Annotated in this window: 15 protein-coding genes; 10 read left to right on the top strand and 5 right to left on the bottom strand. The window is 70.3% G+C overall.

Annotated features, from left to right (window positions below; translation table 11 throughout):
* Nucleotides 1–85: 85 nt before the first annotated feature.
* The 4 genes from ACIA8X_RS36110 (at nucleotide 86) to ACIA8X_RS36095 (ending at nucleotide 4,591) form a co-directional block, all read left to right on the top strand.
* Entirely contained in the window at nucleotides 86–1,858 is a 1,773-nt protein-coding gene (locus tag ACIA8X_RS36110; RefSeq protein ID WP_399460060.1) for a serine/threonine-protein kinase, read from the top strand.
* A gap of 5 nt (nucleotides 1,859–1,863) precedes the next feature.
* Complete coding sequence (locus ACIA8X_RS36105) at nucleotides 1,864–2,607, top strand: prepilin peptidase (RefSeq protein ID WP_399460114.1); 744 nt, start codon at nucleotides 1,864–1,866, stop codon at nucleotides 2,605–2,607.
* A 156-nt stretch (nucleotides 2,608–2,763) separates the two neighbouring features.
* Nucleotides 2,764–3,978: a cyclic dehypoxanthinyl futalosine synthase gene (mqnC, locus tag ACIA8X_RS36100; protein ID WP_399460059.1), complete on the top strand. Its 1,215-nt coding sequence runs from the start codon at nucleotides 2,764–2,766 to the stop codon at nucleotides 3,976–3,978.
* Nucleotides 3,979–3,985: 7 nt separating this feature from the next.
* Nucleotides 3,986–4,591 (top strand): hypothetical protein, encoded by a 606-nt coding sequence (locus ACIA8X_RS36095; RefSeq protein ID WP_399460058.1) that lies wholly within the window; start codon nucleotides 3,986–3,988, stop codon nucleotides 4,589–4,591.
* 113 nt (nucleotides 4,592–4,704) lie between these two features.
* Here the strand turns inward: ACIA8X_RS36095 and ACIA8X_RS36090 are convergent, their stop codons facing one another.
* Complete coding sequence (locus tag ACIA8X_RS36090; RefSeq protein WP_399460057.1) at nucleotides 4,705–5,751, bottom strand: chitinase; 1,047 nt, start codon at nucleotides 5,749–5,751, stop codon at nucleotides 4,705–4,707.
* A gap of 236 nt (nucleotides 5,752–5,987) precedes the next feature.
* Here ACIA8X_RS36090 and ACIA8X_RS36085 point away from each other — a divergent pair, with 236 nt between their 5' ends.
* Genes ACIA8X_RS36085 through ACIA8X_RS36070 form a run of 4 tightly spaced genes read left to right on the top strand, consistent with a single transcriptional unit; the run spans nucleotide 5,988 to nucleotide 10,709 of the window.
* Nucleotides 5,988–6,404, top strand: coding sequence for a hypothetical protein (locus ACIA8X_RS36085; RefSeq protein WP_393458578.1), 417 nt, complete (start codon nucleotides 5,988–5,990; stop codon nucleotides 6,402–6,404).
* Between the two features lie 19 nt (nucleotides 6,405–6,423).
* Nucleotides 6,424–8,787: a bifunctional polysaccharide deacetylase/glycosyltransferase family 2 protein gene (locus ACIA8X_RS36080; RefSeq protein WP_399460056.1), complete on the top strand. Its 2,364-nt coding sequence runs from the start codon at nucleotides 6,424–6,426 to the stop codon at nucleotides 8,785–8,787.
* A complete protein-coding gene (locus ACIA8X_RS36075; RefSeq protein WP_399460055.1) occupies nucleotides 8,788–10,017 on the top strand; it encodes an acyltransferase in 1,230 nt (409 codons plus the stop codon).
* The gene (locus ACIA8X_RS36070; RefSeq protein WP_393458583.1) at nucleotides 10,014–10,709 is read left to right on the top strand and encodes a demethylmenaquinone methyltransferase; all 696 of its coding nucleotides are present in this window, start codon (nucleotides 10,014–10,016) and stop codon (nucleotides 10,707–10,709) included. The genes ACIA8X_RS36075 and ACIA8X_RS36070 overlap by 4 nt, the downstream gene beginning before the upstream one ends.
* A gap of 30 nt (nucleotides 10,710–10,739) precedes the next feature.
* Here ACIA8X_RS36070 and ACIA8X_RS36065 read toward each other — a convergent pair whose 3' ends face one another.
* Both ACIA8X_RS36065 and ACIA8X_RS36060 read right to left on the bottom strand, forming a co-directional pair.
* Nucleotides 10,740–11,051, bottom strand: coding sequence for a PASTA domain-containing protein (locus ACIA8X_RS36065; RefSeq protein WP_393458586.1), 312 nt, complete (start codon nucleotides 11,049–11,051; stop codon nucleotides 10,740–10,742).
* A 149-nt stretch (nucleotides 11,052–11,200) separates the two neighbouring features.
* Nucleotides 11,201–11,707: a GNAT family N-acetyltransferase gene (locus ACIA8X_RS36060; protein ID WP_393458589.1), complete on the bottom strand. Its 507-nt coding sequence runs from the start codon at nucleotides 11,705–11,707 to the stop codon at nucleotides 11,201–11,203.
* Between the two features lie 98 nt (nucleotides 11,708–11,805).
* Here ACIA8X_RS36060 and ACIA8X_RS36055 point away from each other — a divergent pair, with 98 nt between their 5' ends.
* Nucleotides 11,806–13,125, top strand: coding sequence for a geranylgeranyl reductase family protein (locus ACIA8X_RS36055; protein ID WP_393458592.1), 1,320 nt, complete (start codon nucleotides 11,806–11,808; stop codon nucleotides 13,123–13,125).
* Between the two features lie 47 nt (nucleotides 13,126–13,172).
* On the opposite strand, the gene def is transcribed toward ACIA8X_RS36055, so the two are convergent.
* Nucleotides 13,173–13,814 carry a peptide deformylase gene (gene def / locus ACIA8X_RS36050; protein WP_393458595.1) on the bottom strand — a complete coding sequence of 214 codons (642 nt, stop codon included), beginning with the start codon at nucleotides 13,812–13,814 and terminating at the stop codon, nucleotides 13,173–13,175.
* 108 nt (nucleotides 13,815–13,922) lie between these two features.
* On the opposite strand from def, the gene ACIA8X_RS36045 reads away from it, so the two are divergent.
* Nucleotides 13,923–15,749: an FAD-dependent oxidoreductase gene (locus tag ACIA8X_RS36045; RefSeq protein ID WP_393458598.1), complete on the top strand. Its 1,827-nt coding sequence runs from the start codon at nucleotides 13,923–13,925 to the stop codon at nucleotides 15,747–15,749.
* A 108-nt stretch (nucleotides 15,750–15,857) separates the two neighbouring features.
* On the opposite strand, the gene ACIA8X_RS36040 is transcribed toward ACIA8X_RS36045, so the two are convergent.
* Entirely contained in the window at nucleotides 15,858–16,691 is an 834-nt protein-coding gene (locus ACIA8X_RS36040; protein ID WP_393458601.1) for a C40 family peptidase, read from the bottom strand.
* Nucleotides 16,692–16,760 lie beyond the last annotated feature (69 nt).

The following is a 16,760-nucleotide window of genomic DNA, read 5'->3' as shown; positions in this document are numbered from 1 at the left end:
GCGGGGGTGCTGTGGGGTGCTTCCGCACTAACCTGCTGCCAGTTCACGGGCCCAACAGGGCCGTACGGGGGAGGAGTGGGCGCCGATGCAGCCGCTCGGAGTTGACGAGCCGACCGCCGTCGGGCCGTACCGGCTGCTCGGGCGGCTCGGTTCCGGCGGGATGGGGCGGGTGTACGTCGGACGCAGCGCGGGCGGCCGTACGGTCGCCGTCAAGATCGTGCACCCGCACTTCGCGCTGGACGAGGAGTTCCGCGCCCGCTTCCGCCGGGAGGTGGCGGCGGCGCGCCGGGTGGGCGGTGCCTGGACGGCGCCCGTGCTGGACGCGGATCCCGAGGCCGCGGTGCCGTGGGTGGCCACGGGGTATGCGGCGGGGCCGTCACTGGCGGCGGCGGTCACCGGCTCGGGTGCGCTGCCCGCGCCTTCGGTACGGGTGCTGGGGGCGGGGCTGGCCGAGGCGCTGGCGGCGGTGCATGAACTGGGGCTGGTGCACCGGGACGTGAAGCCGTCGAACGTGCTGCTGACGCTGGACGGCCCCCTGCTCATCGACTTCGGCATCGCCCGGGCCATGGACGGCACCGCGTCCCTGACGTCGACCGGCGTCTCGATCGGCTCCCCCGGCTACATGTCGCCCGAACAGATCCTGGGCAACGGCGCCACGGGCGCGGCGGACGTCTTCTCGCTGGGCGCGGTGCTGGCGTACGCGGCGACCGGGGAGCCGCCGTTCTCCGGGGACTCGTCGGCGGCGCTGCTCTACAAGGTCGTCCACGAGGAGCCCGAACTCGACGCTCTGGACGGTGAGTTGAGGGACCTGGTCGCGGCCTGCCTGGCCAAGGAGCCGGGTGCGCGGCCCGCGCCGGCGGAGGTGGCCCGGCGCCTGGCTCCGGACGGGGCGGCCCGGGAGGTGGCGGGCGGTTGGCTGCCGGGGGCGTTGGTCGAGCAGGTCAGCCGTAGTGCCGTGCAGCTGCTGAATCTGGAGGCCGGGGAGACGGGGAATGCGGGAGCGGATGTCGCCTCGGGGCCGGTGGGGTTCAGCCGGCGGGCGACGGTCGGGGAGTTCGGGCCGCCGCCAGTGATGCCGGGGGGTGCGCCGGCGTCAACTCCAGCGCCCACGCCCATTCCAGCGCCCGCGCCCATTCCAGCGCCCACGCATACGCCCACTCCAGCGCCGACGCCAGGGACCGCCTCCGCTTCCGGGGCCCCCGTCGCCGTACCCCAACCGCGTGACGCGATACCTCCTCAGGACACCGCCCCGGCGTCCGAGCACCGCCCCGGCAAGCTCTCCCTCTCCGTCGCGGCGACCTCGACGTCGGGCGACGGCGGCCGGGGGCGGCGGATGAGCTGCACGGTGGCGCTCGCGGTGGCGGGGGCGTTCGCGGCGGTGACCGTGGGCTCCGTGTTCGTGTTCGAGCTGCTGCCGGGCGGCGACGGGGACGGGGACACATCCGCCGATTCGGGGGCGGCCTCCTCGCAGTCCCCGGGTACGGACTACTCCACCCCGGCCGCGAGCGCCGTCCCCGCCCGCTACCTCGGCACCTGGGAGGGCGAGGCCAGCGCCCTGGACGGCGCGCTGCCGGCGGGGACCTTCCGGCTCACCGTGCACAAGGCCGACGTCGGCGAGGAGTTGGGCACCCTCCGCAACACGGATCTGCTCGGCGGCGTCTGCAACGACGTACTGACCCTGAAGAAGGTGACGGCGAAGGAGCTCGTCGTCACGTCCGCGGGCAGGAAGGGCAACCACGCCGGCTGCAACCCGACCCCGCACACCGTCCGGATCACACCGGCGGGCGACGACCTGGTGTACCGCTCGGAGAGCGACGCGGAGGGGAAACCCGAGGCTCGGTTGTCGAAGGTCGGGTGACGGGTGTGGTGACCGCTCTGCTCGTGGCCGTCGCCGCGCTGTGGGGTGTCGCGGCGGGTTCGCTCCTGCCGAGGGCCGCCTACCGGTTCTCCGTGTCGTCGGAGGTGTCGGAGGAGGAGGCGTGGCGGGAGCGGTGCCCCGCAGGGCATCCGATCCGCGGGTGGATCGGGCGGGCCCGGTGCGGACCGTGCGGGACCGGTGAGCCGTACGGCCCCGGCGCCCCGACGCTCGCCACCGCCACCGCCCTCGTCTGCGCCGCCCTCGCCGCCGCCACCGGCACCCGGCCCGAGTTGGGCGTATGGCTGCTGCTGGCGCCCGTCGGCGTGCTGCTCGCGGCCGTCGACCTGCGGGTGCGGCGGCTGCCCGACCCGCTGACCCTTCCGCTCGCGGGCGCCGCGCTCGCGCTGCTCGGCCTGGTCGCCCTCGTCCCCGAACACGCCGGTGACTGGCCGACCGCCCTGTGGGCCGCCCTCGCGCTCGGCGCCTTCTACCTCGTGCTGTACCTCCTCAACCCCGGCGGCATGGGCTTCGGCGATGTGAAGCTGGCGCTCTCGGCGGGGGCGGTCCTGGGCTGGTACGGCTGGCCGACGGTCATGCTCGGCACCTTCGCCGGGTTCCTGTCCGGAGCGCTGTACGGCTGGGGGCGCGTCGCCCTGCGGCGGACCGGGCGCAAGTCGGCGATCCCGTTCGGGCCGTTTCTGCTCGGCGGGGCGTTCGTGGGGCTGCTGATCGGGGCGTACGCGGCCTGAGGTCGGCCTGGCAAAAGGCCTGGCGTAGGCTGGTTCGGTCCGTCCATGGACGGAAGGTTCCTTCCACGGATGGACGGATCCGTCCATCCATGGACGGAAGGTTCCTTCCACGGATGGACGGATCCGTCCACAACCCTTGACGAAAGGGACGTCCCGGTGACCGAGAAGGCCGACCTCACGTCGTTTGATGTCACAGCCGTCCTCGACCGTGCCGCCGCGGGTGGACGCGTCACCCCCGAAGAGGCGCTGGAGCTGTACCGCCACGCCCCGCTGCACGCGCTGGGCGCCGCCGCCGACGCCGTACGCCGCCGCAGGTACGCGGGTACCGAGCACATCGCGACGTACATCATCGAGCGGAACATCAACTACACGAACGTGTGCGTCACGGCGTGCAAGTTCTGCGCCTTCTACGCCGCCCCCAAGGACAAGGCCAAGGGCTGGACCCGCGACCTCGACGACATCCTGCGGCGCTGCGCCGAGACCGTCGAACTCGGCGGCACGCAGATCATGTTCCAGGGCGGTCACCACCCGGACTACGGCGTCGAGTACTACGAGAAGCACTTCGCCGCCATCAAGAAGGAGTTCCCGCAGCTCGTCATCCACAGCCTGGGGGCGAGCGAGGTCGAGCACATGGCCCGGATCTCCGGTGTGTCGGTCGAGGAGGCCATCACCCGGATCCACGAGGCCGGTCTCGACTCCTTCGCGGGCGCCGGCGCCGAGCTGCTGCCCGCGCGCCCGCGCAAGGCCATCGCCCCGCTGAAGGAGAGCGGTGAGCGCTGGCTGGAGATCATGGAGGCCGCGCACCGGTTGGGCGTGGAGTCGACGTCGACCATGCTGATGGGCACGGGCGAGACCAACGCCGAGCGCATCGAGCACCTGCGGATGATCCGTGACGTCCAGGACCGCACGGGCGGCTTCCGGGCCTTCATCCCGTACACCTACCAGCCCGAGAACAACCACCTGAAGGGCCGTACGCAGGCCACGATCTTCGAGTACCTGCGGATGATCGCCATCGGGCGGCTGTTCATGGACAACATCGCCCACATCCAGGGGTCCTGGCTGACCACCGGCAAGGAGGCCGGCCAGCTGTCGCTGCACTACGGCGCGGACGACCTCGGCTCGATCATGCTGGAGGAGAACGTCGTCTCCAGCGCGGGTGCCAAGCACCGCTCCAACCGGATGGAGATCATCGACCTGATCCGCAAGGCGGGCCGGGTGCCGGCGCAGCGGGCGACGACCTACGAGCACCTGGTCGTGCACGACGACCCGGCGCACGACCCGGTCGACGAGCGGGTCATGTCCCACATCTCGTCCACGGCGATCGAGGGCGGCACGGCGCATCCCGAGCTGAAGATCCTGGCTTCCAACTGACCTGCCTGTGCTGACGATTCACGCCGACTCCCGGGGCCACGCGCTTGTCGTCAAGGGCGCGTGGATCGCCGACGCGGGGGCGCTGGAGGAGCTGGTCGCCGCGCATCCGCGGGCTCGGGTGCGGGAGTGGCCGGGCATTCTGACGCCCGGGATCGTCAACCTGTACGGCACGGAGCTGCTGGAGGAGGCGTACCACCCCGATCCGCGCGAGGCCGACGAGTTGGGCACCGAGCCCCTGACCGGCGACGCGCTGGCGGCCCTTGCCATGGACGACGCCCGCTGGGGTGCGAGCGCCCGGCGTGGCGTGCAGCGGATGCTGGCCCACGGCACGGTCGCGGCGGCTTGCGAGACCGTACGCAACCGCGCGGTGCGCGACGCCGTGCACCGCTCCGGCCTGGGGATCGTGGGCCGGATCGGGCGCCCCGGCGGAGTGGCGTCGCTCGACCCGTACGCCTGTGGGATGCCGGTGGATTTCGCTCAGCCGAGGGAGCAGGGCTCAGCCGCCCGGTTCGCGGTGTTCGACGTACGCGACGAGACGGAACTGGCAGAGCGGGGTGCGGGGACGTGCGTGGCGACGGTGGCGGAAGGCCGGATCGTCTACCGCCGACGGTAGGAAAGCGCCCTCGTCTTTTAGGGGCGCGGGGCTGTATCGATATGCGGCTCCGCCGCGTGGGCGCGATCAACCACCAACGACCCGCAGCCCGCATACAACAGAACCCCCCGAGCTCATCCCGAAAACGCCTCCGCAAACGCCCCGTCCTCCTGATCCACCCCACTGCAATTCGTCAACGCGTCATCGGATGACGAATCGTCACCACACTCCTGATCCCGAAACGTCGCCCACATCGACACCCACCCAACCCCCTTCTCCTCCGCGAACTCCCGCACCTGCGCCGCGTCATCGAGCGAAAACGTCTCATTGTCGACGTCATTCGTGCCGAGCATCGAGGTCAACGCCATCGCGTTCCACGCGGTCGCATCCGACGTACCGAAGATCTCCTTCAACTGGGCGTGCGTGGCCTTCGCCGAGGTGAGGGCGTAGTCACCCATGTCGCCGGTGTACGACTCGCCGTAGTTCATGGTCATGATGTTGACGCTGGAGACCTGCACATCGTGCTCGTTGGCGGACTCCAGCAGCGCCACGCCGTCGTCGTCCAGCCCGGACGGCATCACCGGCAGCGTGAAGGAGACCTTGAGGTCGGCGCGCTCCTTCTGCAGCAGGGCGATCGCCTCCGAACGCAGGTCCACCGAGTCGGAGTCGGTCAGCTCGTCGCCCTCGATGTCGAAGTCGGCCAGCGAGGAACCCGCCGCGTCCAGCGCCTTCCCGTACGCCTCGGCCAGCTCGGACGCGCTGTCGCACGTGGCCGCCAGCTCCTTGCCGGAGGCGCCGCCGAAGGAGACCCGGACCGTGGCGCCGTCCTGGGTGAGCTTGGAGATGCGGGACTTCACGGCCGAGTCGGAGATGGCGTCGGTGCCGTTCCACTTGGGTGTGCAGTCACTGCCGTCAGAGATCACGAAGGCCAGGTTGTACGTCGACGGGGAGCCGGCGGAGTCGAGGTCGGAGCCCTCGGTGGCGCTGACGTAAGGGGCGTAGAACGTGCTCGATGCGCTCGACGGGCTGGACGAGGCCGACGCGGAGGGGGACGTGCCGGGCTGCTGCGGGGGCGAGGGCGCCGCGTCCGCCGTACCGTCGTCCGAGCTCGCGGAGCACCCCGTGATGGCCAGTGCAAATATGCAGGTGAGCCCGGTCGCCGTCGTTCGGAAACTCCGCATTGCGCATGTACCCGCTTTCGTGATTTCTGCCTCAGGCTGAAATATCTGACAGTTGTTCCGCTCGGCAATGTCTCACACTCCGCCGAGGCTGAGCCGTCAACTCCTTTCACAGGGCTGTGAGGTGCGCAGGCCTTCGGGGAAACTCTCAGGGAACGGACAGGTTAAGGCGTTTCTCATGGGCGTCTCACATGAAGTACAGAGTCGTTGGCACATAAAGGCTCCCTAATATCCGGGGAATGCAATCCGAGCCTGCCATCGAAAACCGCGCCGCCCAGCCCGCTGCGCGCGGTCGCCGCCGCAAACGCGGCAACGGGTCCGCCGAAGGGCCCGTGTTCGTTGACAACTCCGGACGCCGCTCCAAGCTGCTGCGGCGCATCGGTCTTCTCCTGGGCGTCACCTGCCTCGGGTACGCGGTCGTGCTGGGCATGGCGTTCATGGGCGTCGGCACCTCGCTCACCCCGTCCGAGCTGCTGCCCTTCGCAGGCGGCGGCCCTGCGGGTGGCCCGAACTCGGGCCCCGGCGGCGCCCAGCCGCAGGGCGGTGCCGCCTCCCCGCCCGCGAAGCCCACCGGCACTCCGCCGTCGGGCACCGCGACCGGCGAGCCGCCCAGTGCCGCCCCGACCGTGTCGGCCTCCCCGGCCGCCGCCAACTGACCGGAACGCACCCACACTCATGACTACGACGACTCCCTCACGCGGCCGCCGGCGCGCCCCGAACCGGATCCAGCGGGCGGCGGGCAAGGCCGCGGCCCTGCAGAAACCCCGCGTCATCCTCGCCGGACTGCTCCTGCTCGCGCTGACCAGCGTCATGCTGCTCGACGGCTATCTGCGCGCCGAGGTCGGCGGCGACCAGCGGGTGCGCACCGGCGCCAGCTCCAGCGACGTACCCGACAAGATCCTCGACGGCGGGCCGATCCTGACCTTCCGGGGCGGTCAGGCGACCACGGTCTCCGTGCCGGACAAGACGATCGCGCTCACCTTCGACGACGGCCCGAACCCCACCTGGACCCCCCAGGTCCTGGCCATCCTGAAGAAGTACGACATCCCCGCCACGTTCTTCCTGGTCGGCTCGATGGTCTCGCGCTACCCGTCGATCGTCGCGGACATGGTCGAGCAGGGGAACGAGGTGGGCATCCACACCTTCACCCACGTCGACCTCTCCTACCAGAGCGACGCCCGCGTCAACCGCGAGATGCAGCAGACCCAGCTCGCGCTCGCGGGCGCGGCCGGCATCACGACCACGCTGTTCCGGGCGCCGTACTCCTCCGAGACGGACGCCATCGACAACTACAGCTGGCCCGTCTACAAGAAGCTCGGCGAGGACGGCTACACCAGCGTCTTCGTCGACACCGACAGCGACGACTGGAAGCGGCCGGGCGTCAAGAAGATCATCAACTGGGCCACGCCGGAGGACGGGGAGGGCGCGTCCGTCCTGTTCCACGACGCCGGTGGCGAGCGGTCGCAGACGATCAAGGCGCTGCCGACGTACATCGAGAAGATGAAGGCGAAGGGGTACACCTTCACCACGATCAGCGGGGCTCTCCAGGAGGAGGAGGCCGGCGGTCAGCAGGCCGGGTCCGGTCAGCAGCCCGGCGGTGCCCAGACGGGTGGCGCACAGGCGGGTGGCGTCGGCGCACAGGCGGACGGCGGTCAGCAGCCCGGCGGTCAGGGGCAGCAGGGTGCGAACGGGCAGACCGGTGCGGGCGGCGCGGGGTCGGGGATCTCGACCCTCCAGGCCGCCCACCGTGAGGCCACCGGCGCGACGCTGTACGAGGGGAAGGCCCTGATCGGGGCCGTGGCCGTCGCCGAATGGGCGGTACCGGTGCTGTCGGTCGGCCTCATGGTCGTCGGCGTCGCCGTGATGGGCCGCTTCGGCATGATGCTGCTCCTCGCCCGCCGCCACTACCGGCAGCGCAACACACGCCGGTTCAGCTGGGGAGCGCCGGTCTACGAGCCGGTGAGCGTGATCGTCCCGGCGTACAACGAGAAGAAGTGCATCGCCAACACCCTCAAGTCGCTGGCGCAGAGCACCCATCCGATCGAGATCATCGTGGTCGACGACGGCTCCTCGGACGGCACCTCCGAGATCGCCCGCAACGCGGCCCACGAGCTCGGCATGAACAACGTCCGGGTCATCCGCCAGGAGAACGCGGGCAAGCCGGCGGCGCTCAACAACGGTGTGCGCAGCGCCAGTTACGACATCGTCGTGATGATGGACGGCGACACGGTCTTCGAGCCGGACACCGTACGGCAGCTGGTGCAGCCCTTCGCCGACCCCGAGGTCGGCGCGGTCGCCGGCAACGCCAAGGTCGGCAACCGCAACACGATCATCGGGGCCTGGCAGCACATCGAGTACGTGATGGGCTTCAACCTGGACCGCCGTATGTACGACCTGCTGCGCTGCATGCCGACCATCCCGGGCGCGATCGGCGCGTTCCGCCGGGAGGCGGTCCTCGAGGTCGGCGGCATGAGCGGGGACACGCTCGCCGAGGACACCGACATCACCATCGCGATGCACCGTGCGGGCTGGCGGGTCGTCTACCAGGAGCACGCGCGCGCGTGGACGGAGGCGCCGGGTTCGCTCAAGCAGCTGTGGTCGCAGCGCTACCGGTGGTCGTACGGCACGATGCAGGCGCTGTGGAAGCACCGCAAGTCCTTGACGGACAAGGGTCCTTCGGGTCGCTTCGGGCGTGTCGGCATGCCTCTCGTCGTCATCTTCCAGATCGTCACGCCGGTCTTCGCCCCGCTCATCGACGTGTTCACCGCCTACTCGATGATCTTCATCGACTTCAAGGCGGCCCTGCTGGCGTGGCTGGCGGTGCTCGGCGTGCAACTCGTGTGCGCGGCCTATGCCTTCCGCCTGGACCGCGAGCAGTACCGCTACCTGCTGATGATGCCCCTCCAGCAACTCGCCTACCGCCAGATGATGTACCTCGTCCTCATCCACTCCTGCATCACCGCGCTGACGGGCGGCCGTCTGCGCTGGCAGAAGCTGAAGCGGACCGGTGAGGTCGGGACGCCGGCGGGGGTGAGCTGAGTGGGTTCGCACAGGCGAGGGGGCGCGGTTCAGGTCGGCGGGGGTCAGGTCGGCGCGGTTCCGGTCGGCGCGGTTCCGGTCGTACCGGCCGCTGTGGGCGGGGAGACCGACACGTCACCACCCCCACCCAGGCCGGCCGGACGGGACCGCTACTTCGACACCCTCCGGGCGGTCGCCCTCATCCGCGTCGTCACCTACCACACCTTCGGCTGGGCCTGGGCGGGCATGGTCTTCCCCTCCATGGGGGTCATGTTCGCCCTGGCCGGCACCCTCATGGCCAAGTCCCTGGAGCGCCCCGCGCTGAAGGTGATCCGCGGCCGGCTGCGCCGACTGCTGCCCCCCTTCTGGTTCTGGGGCGTCTTCGTGGTCGTCGCGATGCTGATCCACGACTGGATGCCGGGCTGGCAGATCGTCTACTGGATCGTGCCGCTCGGCGACCCGCCGGGCAACGCGTGGGGCCAGCAGGCCTGGGAGATCCTCTGGTACCTGCGGACGTACATCTGGTTCGTCCTGCTCTCCCCGCTGATGCTGCGGGTGTTCCGCCTGGCCCCGATACCGGTGCTCCTCCTGTCGCTGGGGCCGATCCTGGTCCTGCACTTCCTCTGGGAGCCGCCGGACAACCGCTTCGGCAGCGCGCTCACCGACCTGGCCACCTTCCTCTTCTGCTGGATCCTCGGCTTCGCGCACCGCGACGGCGTCCTCCAGCGGCTGAAGCCCTTCGCGGTCGTCCTCCTCTCGCTCGCCGCGATCGGCTACGGCGGCTGGTACGCCTTCACCCACCAGGCCGAGACCGGCTCCTACGACCTGGACGACATCCCGCTCGCCCAGGCCTTCTGGTCGGCCGGCTATGTGGCGTTGCTGATGTACGCCAAGGCGCGCTTCAAGGTCGACTTCGCCGCGCTCACCCTCCCCCACTCTCGGCTTCGCTCGAGCGGGGGGACCCCCATCGCCGCCCTCGACCGACTCGTCACGATCTTCAACGCCCGCGCCGTGACGATCTACCTCTGGCACGAGATCGCCCTGATCCTCGCCGTCCTGCTGATCGACCAGTTCTGGAACGTGCCCGCGTTCGAGAAGTACCTGCCGCTGGAGAGCCAGTGGTTCATGTTCGGCATCGGCTGGATCCTGATCGCGATCTTCGTCCTGCTGTGCGGATGGGTGGAGGACGTGGCCGGGAAGAAGAAGCCGACGCTTCTGCCAGGAGGCCGTACTGCCACAATGGGCCGGTGACCCGCGCATCCCTGGACAAGCAGCCGCACGAAGTCGCCTCGATGTTCGACAACGTGGCGGAACGGTACGACCTGACCAACGACGTGCTGTCGCTCGGCCAGGACCGCAGATGGCGCAAGGAGGTCGCGAAGGCCGTCGACGCCCGCCCCGCGCAGAAGGTCCTCGACCTGGCCGCGGGGACGGGCACCTCCTCGCTGCCCTTCGCGCAGACCGGGGCGTACGTCGTCCCCTGCGACTTCTCCCTCGGCATGCTCCAGGTCGGCAAGCGCAACCACGCCTGGCTGCCGTTCACGGCGGGCGACGCGACGAGGCTGCCGTTCAGGGACGACACCTTCGACGCCGTGACGATCTCCTTCGGGCTGCGCAACGTCCAGGACTATGACGCCGCCCTGCGCGAGATGTACCGGGTGACGCGGCCCGGCGGGCGGGTCGTGATCTGCGAGTTCTCGCACCCGACCTGGGCGCCCTTCCGCACGGTCTACACCGAGTACCTGATGCGCGCCCTGCCCCCGGTCGCCCGCGCGGTGTCCTCCAACCCCGACGCCTACGTCTATCTCGCCGAGTCCATCCGAGCCTGGCCCGACCAGCCCGCCCTCGCCGAGCACCTGCGCAAGGCCGGCTGGACGAAGGTGGCCTGGCGGAACCTGACGGGCGGGGTGGTCACCCTGCACCGGGGCTTCAAGCAGAGCTGAGCGCCGGGTTTCCAGCAGAACTGCCGGACTTCAAGCAGAGCTGACGACGACGTAGGGGTCCCCGGGCTCGTCCAGCTCGCGCTGCAGCCCGCCCCCCGGTGGCCGTGGGATGCGTGGCTCGCGTACCCCTCCGCCCCCCTCGCCCTCGCCGACGTCGAACCAGATGTAGACCATCGAGTCCCGCGGCACCTCGGCACCCGGCTGGGGATACTGGCGTACGACGTAGTCGACGACCGTGAGGTGGAAGTCCGGCCGGTCCGGCGCGTTGAGGACCAGACCCTGCGACTTCGCGGCCTCGCGCGCGTCCATGGCCATCAGTCCGACGAGCTTCGGTACGCGCACCTCGGGCGTTTTGGGTGTTATGCGCACAGATGTCACCCCCAGCGGTACTGGCAGGGTAACCGCCCGGGGGTACCGTCCGGAAGCGCCAAGTGCCTTTCTGTAGCAGTCGATTACCTAGGGTGACCGAAGCTGAAGGTGCGGTTCGGCGGTCACAGATCGAGCCGGTAGCAGTGACCCTTGTGCCGGGCGTCCGGGGTGGTGAACACCTCGGCCAGCTCCATCCCCAGCCGCCGAGTCACCGCGATCGACCGCGCGTTGCGGGCGTCGACCATCGCCACCACGCTCGGCACCCCGGCCGCCCGCACCCGCTCCAGCGTCATGCGCGCCGCCGCCGTGACATGCCCCTGGCCCCAGTACTCCCGCCCGAGCCGCCAGCCGATCTCGATCTCACCCGTCGGACCCCACTCCCGCTCCCACGGCTGGGCTCCGGTGAAGCCGATGGCCCGCCCGTCCTCGTCGAGCATGGTCCACAGGCAGAACCCGCGCTCGGCGTCGTGCCGACGCTGGCGGGCGGTCAGCTCCTCGTAGACCGACAGCTCCGCGGCCCTGCCGCCGTGGAACTCCATGACATCCGGGTGGGCGAAGATCCGGTGCCAGGCGACGGCGTCCTCGTCGGTGGGGACACGGAGCCGTACGACAGGGAGAGCTCGGTTCACGGAGGCAGCCCTTCAGCCGGGTGATCAATGCTGCTGAATAGACTGCCCATGTCCAGTGCCGGTCGGCACACAGATTTCGAACTTGGGGAGATCCCGCCGTGACCGACGTGACCGAGCCCGTCTCCTCACCTCTCGCCTCGCCCCTCTCCGAGAACACCGCCGATGTGATCGTCGTGGGGGCGGGGCCGGCCGGCGCCACGACGGCGTACCACCTGGCCAAGTCCGGCCTCGACGTACTCCTGCTGGAGAAGACCGAGTTCCCGAGGGAGAAGGTCTGCGGTGACGGCCTGACCCCGCGCGCGGTCAAACAGCTCGTGGCCATGGGCATCGACATCTCGGAGGAGGCCGGCTGGATCCGCAACAAGGGCCTGCGCATCATCGGCGGCGGTGTGCGCCTCCAGCTGGACTGGCCTGATCTCGCCTCCTTCCCCGACTACGGCCTGGTCCGCAAGCGCGACGACTTCGACGAGCAACTCGCCCGCCAGGCACAGAAGGCGGGCGCCCGGCTCTACGAGCGCTGCAACGTCGGCGCCCCGATCATCGACGACCGCACCGGCCGTATCACCGGCGTCCACGCCAAGCTCGGCGAGGAGAAGCGCGAGGTCACCTTCCACGCACCCCTGGTCGTCGCCGCCGACGGCAACTCCACCCGCCTCTCCCTCGCGATGGGCCTGCACCGCCGCGAGGACCGCCCGATGGGCGTGGCCGTACGGACGTATTTCGAAAGCCCCCGCCACGAGGACGACTACCTGGAGTCCTGGCTGGAGCTGTGGGACCGCCGCGGCCCCGGCGAGGACCGCCTCCTGCCCGGCTACGGCTGGATCTTCGGCATGGGCGACGGCACGTCCAACGTCGGCCTGGGCGTGCTCAACACCTCCGACTCCTTCAAGGAGCTGGACTGGCGCGAGGTGTTGAAGGCCTGGTGCGCCTCCATGCCGGAGGACTGGGGCTACACGCCGGACAACATGACCGGCCCGATCCGCGGCGCCGCCCTGCCGATGGCCTTCAACCGCCAACCGCACTACACCAAGGGCCTGCTGCTGGTCGGCGACGCCGGCGGCCTGGTGAACCCCTTCAACGGCGAGGGCATCGCCTACGCCATGGAGTCCGGCCAGATCGCCGCCGACGTCATCGTCCAGGCCCACGCCCGCTCCACGCCCGGCGGCCGTGAACTCGCCCTCCAGCACTACCCGCGCGTCCTGAAGGACACCTACGGCGGCTACTACACGCTGGGCCGCGCCTTCGTGAAGCTCATCGGCAACCCGAAGGTCATGAAGATCGCGACCCAGCGCGGCCTGACCCACCCGCTGCTGATGAAGTTCACGCTGAAGCTGCTCGCGAACCTCACCGACCCGACGGGCGGCGACGCGATGGACCGCATCATCAACGGCCTCAGCAAGGTGGCGCCGAAGGCCTAGCCGCCGGTCAGCCGGTCGGCCGGGCCCGACCCTGGGTCCAGTACCGGTCAGCCGGTCGGCCGGGCCTTACTGAGGGCCTCGACGTTGGCGGCCCGGCGCGCGAACACCTCGTCCCGCCGGTCCGCCACCTGCCGCAGCGCGTCCTTGCGTTCCCGCTTGGAGAGCCGGTCCAGATAGACCTGCCCGGCGCAGTGATCGGCCTCGTGCGCGAGGCAGCGGGCGAAGTACCCGGTGCCCTCGATCACGAGCGGCTCCCCGTCCTTGTCGAGCCCGTGCACCACGGCCCGGTCCGGGCGCGGTACGGCCATCACCGCGCCCGGGACGGAGAGGCAGCCCTCCGAGTCGTCGAGGAGCCTCCTGTCCGAGGTCTCGATCGGCTGAAGCACCGGATTGACGATGTGCCCGACATGTCGGACTCCGTCGTCGTCCGGGCAGTCGTACACGAACAGCCGTAGATCCACGTCGACCTGGTTCGCCGCGAGTCCCGCTCCGTCGGCGATGTACATCGTCAGGAACATGTCGTCGATGAGCGCGGCGAGGTCGGGCCCGAACTCGGTCACATCCCGGCACGGCTTGTGCAGCACCTGCTCACCGACCTCGGTGATCCTGCGCACCGAACCGCGCCGGGCCTCGGGCGCGAGCGGCGGATACGACTCCACGGGCCTGCCTTGCACGAAAACGCTGGGCATCGCTTTTCTCCCTCTCTGTCTTTCTCTCGTCGCGGGTTGTGAGGATGCTGTGGCCGGGCGTGAAACAGGCTTCCGACCTCGGCGAACCCTCCCTACCCTCCGGGACTCATGACAACAGAACACGCGCAGGAGCCCCAGGAGAAGACAGGTCACACGCGATCCGGCCACTCCCGCAGACGCTTCCTGGCCGGTGCCGGGGGAGTGGCAGGGGCCCTCTCCTTATGGCCCGCGGGCAGCGCGCGGGCCGCGTCCGGCAAACACGTCGCTGTCCTCGGCGGGGGAGTCTCCGGCCTGAGTGCCGCCCACGAACTCGCCGAACGCGGCTACGCCGTCACCGTCTACGAGTACTACGACACCCTCGGCGGCAAGGCCCGCTCGATGCCCGTCCCCGGCACGGCCGCCGGTGGCCGAGCGGACCTCCCCGCCGAGCACGGCTTCCGCTTCTTCCCCGGCTTCTACCGGAACCTGCCGGACACGATGCGCCGCATCCCCGTCACCGGCAACGCGAACGGCGTCCACGACAACCTCGTCAGCGGCACCGAGGCCCTGTTCGCCCGCGCCGGCGGCCGCCCCGACCTCCACTTCCCGCTCCGCCGCGCCACCACCCCGCCCCGGCCGGGCGACCTCACCCTTGGCTGGATCCGCGACCAGGTCCTCTCGGTGCTGGACCTCGGCACCCGCCTGCCCGCCCACGAGGCCGCCTACTTCGCCGACCGCCTCCTCGTCCACCTCACCAGCTGCGACGCCCGACGCGAGGAGGTGTGGGAGAAGGTCGCGTGGTGGGACTTCATCCGCGCCGAGGAGATGAGCGACGAGTACCGGACCGTCCTCGGCATCGGCCAGACCCGCAATCTCGTCGCCACGCGCGCGGAGGTCGCGTCCACCCGAACCGTCGGCCGGATCATCATCGAGGCCCTGCTCCTGTGGGGCCTGCTCGGCCGCGGGATGGACGGCGATGCCGACATCGACCGCATCCTCAACGCCCCCACCAGCGAGGCCTGGATCGACCCCTGGGAGACCCACCTGCGCTCCCTCGGCGTGCAGTTCGTCCATGGCGCCCAGGTCCGCGAGGTCCTCCACGACGGCGCCCGCGTGACCGGCGTCCGCGTCTCGGCCCGCGACGGCGGCGACGAACGCACCGTCACCGCCGACCACTACATCTCCGCGCTGCCGGTCGAGCACGCGCGCGGGACGTGGGGCCCGTCCCTCCGCGCGGCGGACCCGCAGCTCGGGCGCTGCGACGCCCTCCAGACCGACTGGATGACCGGCGTGATGTTCTATCTGCGCACGCCCACACCCGTCGTGCACGGCCACATCAACTGCCTCGACTCACCCTGGTCGGTGACCGGCATCGGCCAGGCCCAGTTCTGGGACGGACGGGACTTCTCGCGCGACTACGGCGACGGCCGCGCCCACGACTGCCTCTCCGCCATCATCTCGGAGTGGGACAAGCCGGGCATCCTGTACGGCAAGACGGCCAAGGAGTGCACCAAGGAGGAGGTCGTCGCCGAACTCTGGGCCCAGTTGAAGGACGGCCTCAACGACGCCGGCAAGACCACGCTCCGGGACGAGGACCGCCTCGGCTGGTTCATGGACCCGGCGGTGACGGGCCTGGGCGGCCCCGATCCGCGCAACCGCGAGCAACTCCTCATCCACCCCACGGGCACGCTCTACAACCGCCCCACGGCCCGCACGAAGGTCCCGAACTTCTTCCTCGCGGGTGACTACGTCCGCACCGACGTGGACCTGGCGACGATGGAGGGCGCCAACGAGTCGGCCCGCATCGCGGTCAACGCGCTCCTGGACGCGGACAATTCGGGCGCCGACCGCTGTGAGATCTGGGAGCTGTACCGACCCCCGGAGCTGGAGCCGCTGAAGCGGGTCGACGAGGTGCGCTACAAGCTGGGCCTACCCAACACCTTCGACCTCGGGTAGGGCGGAGGGCCGCCCAGGACGGGACGGAGGGCCGCCCAGAACAGGACGGAGGGGCCGCTGCCCCCGAGCGGCTGCGGCCCCATCCGTACGACTGCGTACGACCGTACGTCAGAGCACGCGCACCGCGCCCGACGCCGGGTACCCGGAAAGGTCCTGGATGACGACGCCCTTGGACGGGTTGGCCGCGTCCAGGTACTGGCCGTTCCCGATGTAGACGCCCACGTGGTAGGCGGAGCCCTTGCCACCCCAGTAGAGGATGTCGCCGACCTGGATCTGCGAGAGCGGGATGTCGGTGCCGGCCATCGACTGGTCCTGCGAGACGCGCGGCAGGTCGACGCCGACCTGCTTGAACGCGGCCTGGACCAGGCTGGAGCAGTCCCACGCGTTGGGGCCGGTGGCACCCATGACGTACGCGTCGCCCACCTGCGCCTGGAGGAAGGAGATGACCGTGCCGACGCTGCCGCTGGCGGGAGCGGGGATGTCGACGCTCGTGCCCGCGGAGGCGGACAGGGTGGCCCGCTCCGTGCTGCGCGAGGCGGCGGCCTCCGCGGCGGCCCTACGGGCCTCCTCGGCCTTCTTCTTCGCCTCGGCCTTCTTCTTGGCCTCGGCGAGGTCCTTCTTGGCTTCCTTGGCCGCGGACGCGGCGGCCGCGTCACGCTCGGCGTCGAGCTCGTAGTTCGCCGCCGCCAGCTGAGTGGCGTCCGCGGACTGGGCGAGCTGGTCCGCCAGGTCACCCGTGAGGGTGGGCAGTTCGATGGTCTGGGTCACCGGCTCGGCGGCGTTCGCCGTGGCCGACGCACCCGCCGCTGCCATGCTGAGGACGCCACCGGCAACTCCGGCACGCATCGCTATGGACGACGACGCGCTACGGCGGGGCTTCCGGTGGCTACGTATGTGAGCGGTGTGGGACATGAGAACAACCGGTATCAGGGGCTCCTCCATACCTTCAAGAAACGTGTGCTGCGCCACAGTTGTTCAATGGCCGCCCCAATTCCCCTGCGGGTCACCCTT

It is taken from the genome of Streptomyces sp. NPDC051738 (assembly GCF_044453205.1).
Lineage (GTDB): Bacteria > Actinomycetota > Actinomycetes > Streptomycetales > Streptomycetaceae > Streptomyces.
The sequence above is the reverse complement of the archived record's forward strand: the minus strand, read 5'-3'. Positions and strand labels throughout refer to the sequence as shown.

Bases quoted from the DNA above. Each gene is read 5' to 3' on its own strand.
- ACIA8X_RS36080 (WP_399460056.1), top strand. From the start codon at position 6,424: ATGACTACGACGACTCCCTCACGCGGCCGCCGGCGCGCCCCGAACCGG.
- def (WP_393458595.1), bottom strand. From the start codon at position 13,814: ATGCCCAGCGTTTTCGTGCAAGGCAGGCCCGTGGAGTCGTATCCGCCG.
- ACIA8X_RS36085 (WP_393458578.1), top strand. From the start codon at position 5,988: ATGCAATCCGAGCCTGCCATCGAAAACCGCGCCGCCCAGCCCGCTGCG.
- ACIA8X_RS36090 (WP_399460057.1), bottom strand. From the start codon at position 5,751: ATGCGGAGTTTCCGAACGACGGCGACCGGGCTCACCTGCATATTTGCA.
- ACIA8X_RS36045 (WP_393458598.1), top strand. From the start codon at position 13,923: ATGACAACAGAACACGCGCAGGAGCCCCAGGAGAAGACAGGTCACACG.
- ACIA8X_RS36110 (WP_399460060.1), top strand. From the start codon at position 86: ATGCAGCCGCTCGGAGTTGACGAGCCGACCGCCGTCGGGCCGTACCGG.
- ACIA8X_RS36040 (WP_393458601.1), bottom strand. From the start codon at position 16,691: ATGGAGGAGCCCCTGATACCGGTTGTTCTCATGTCCCACACCGCTCAC.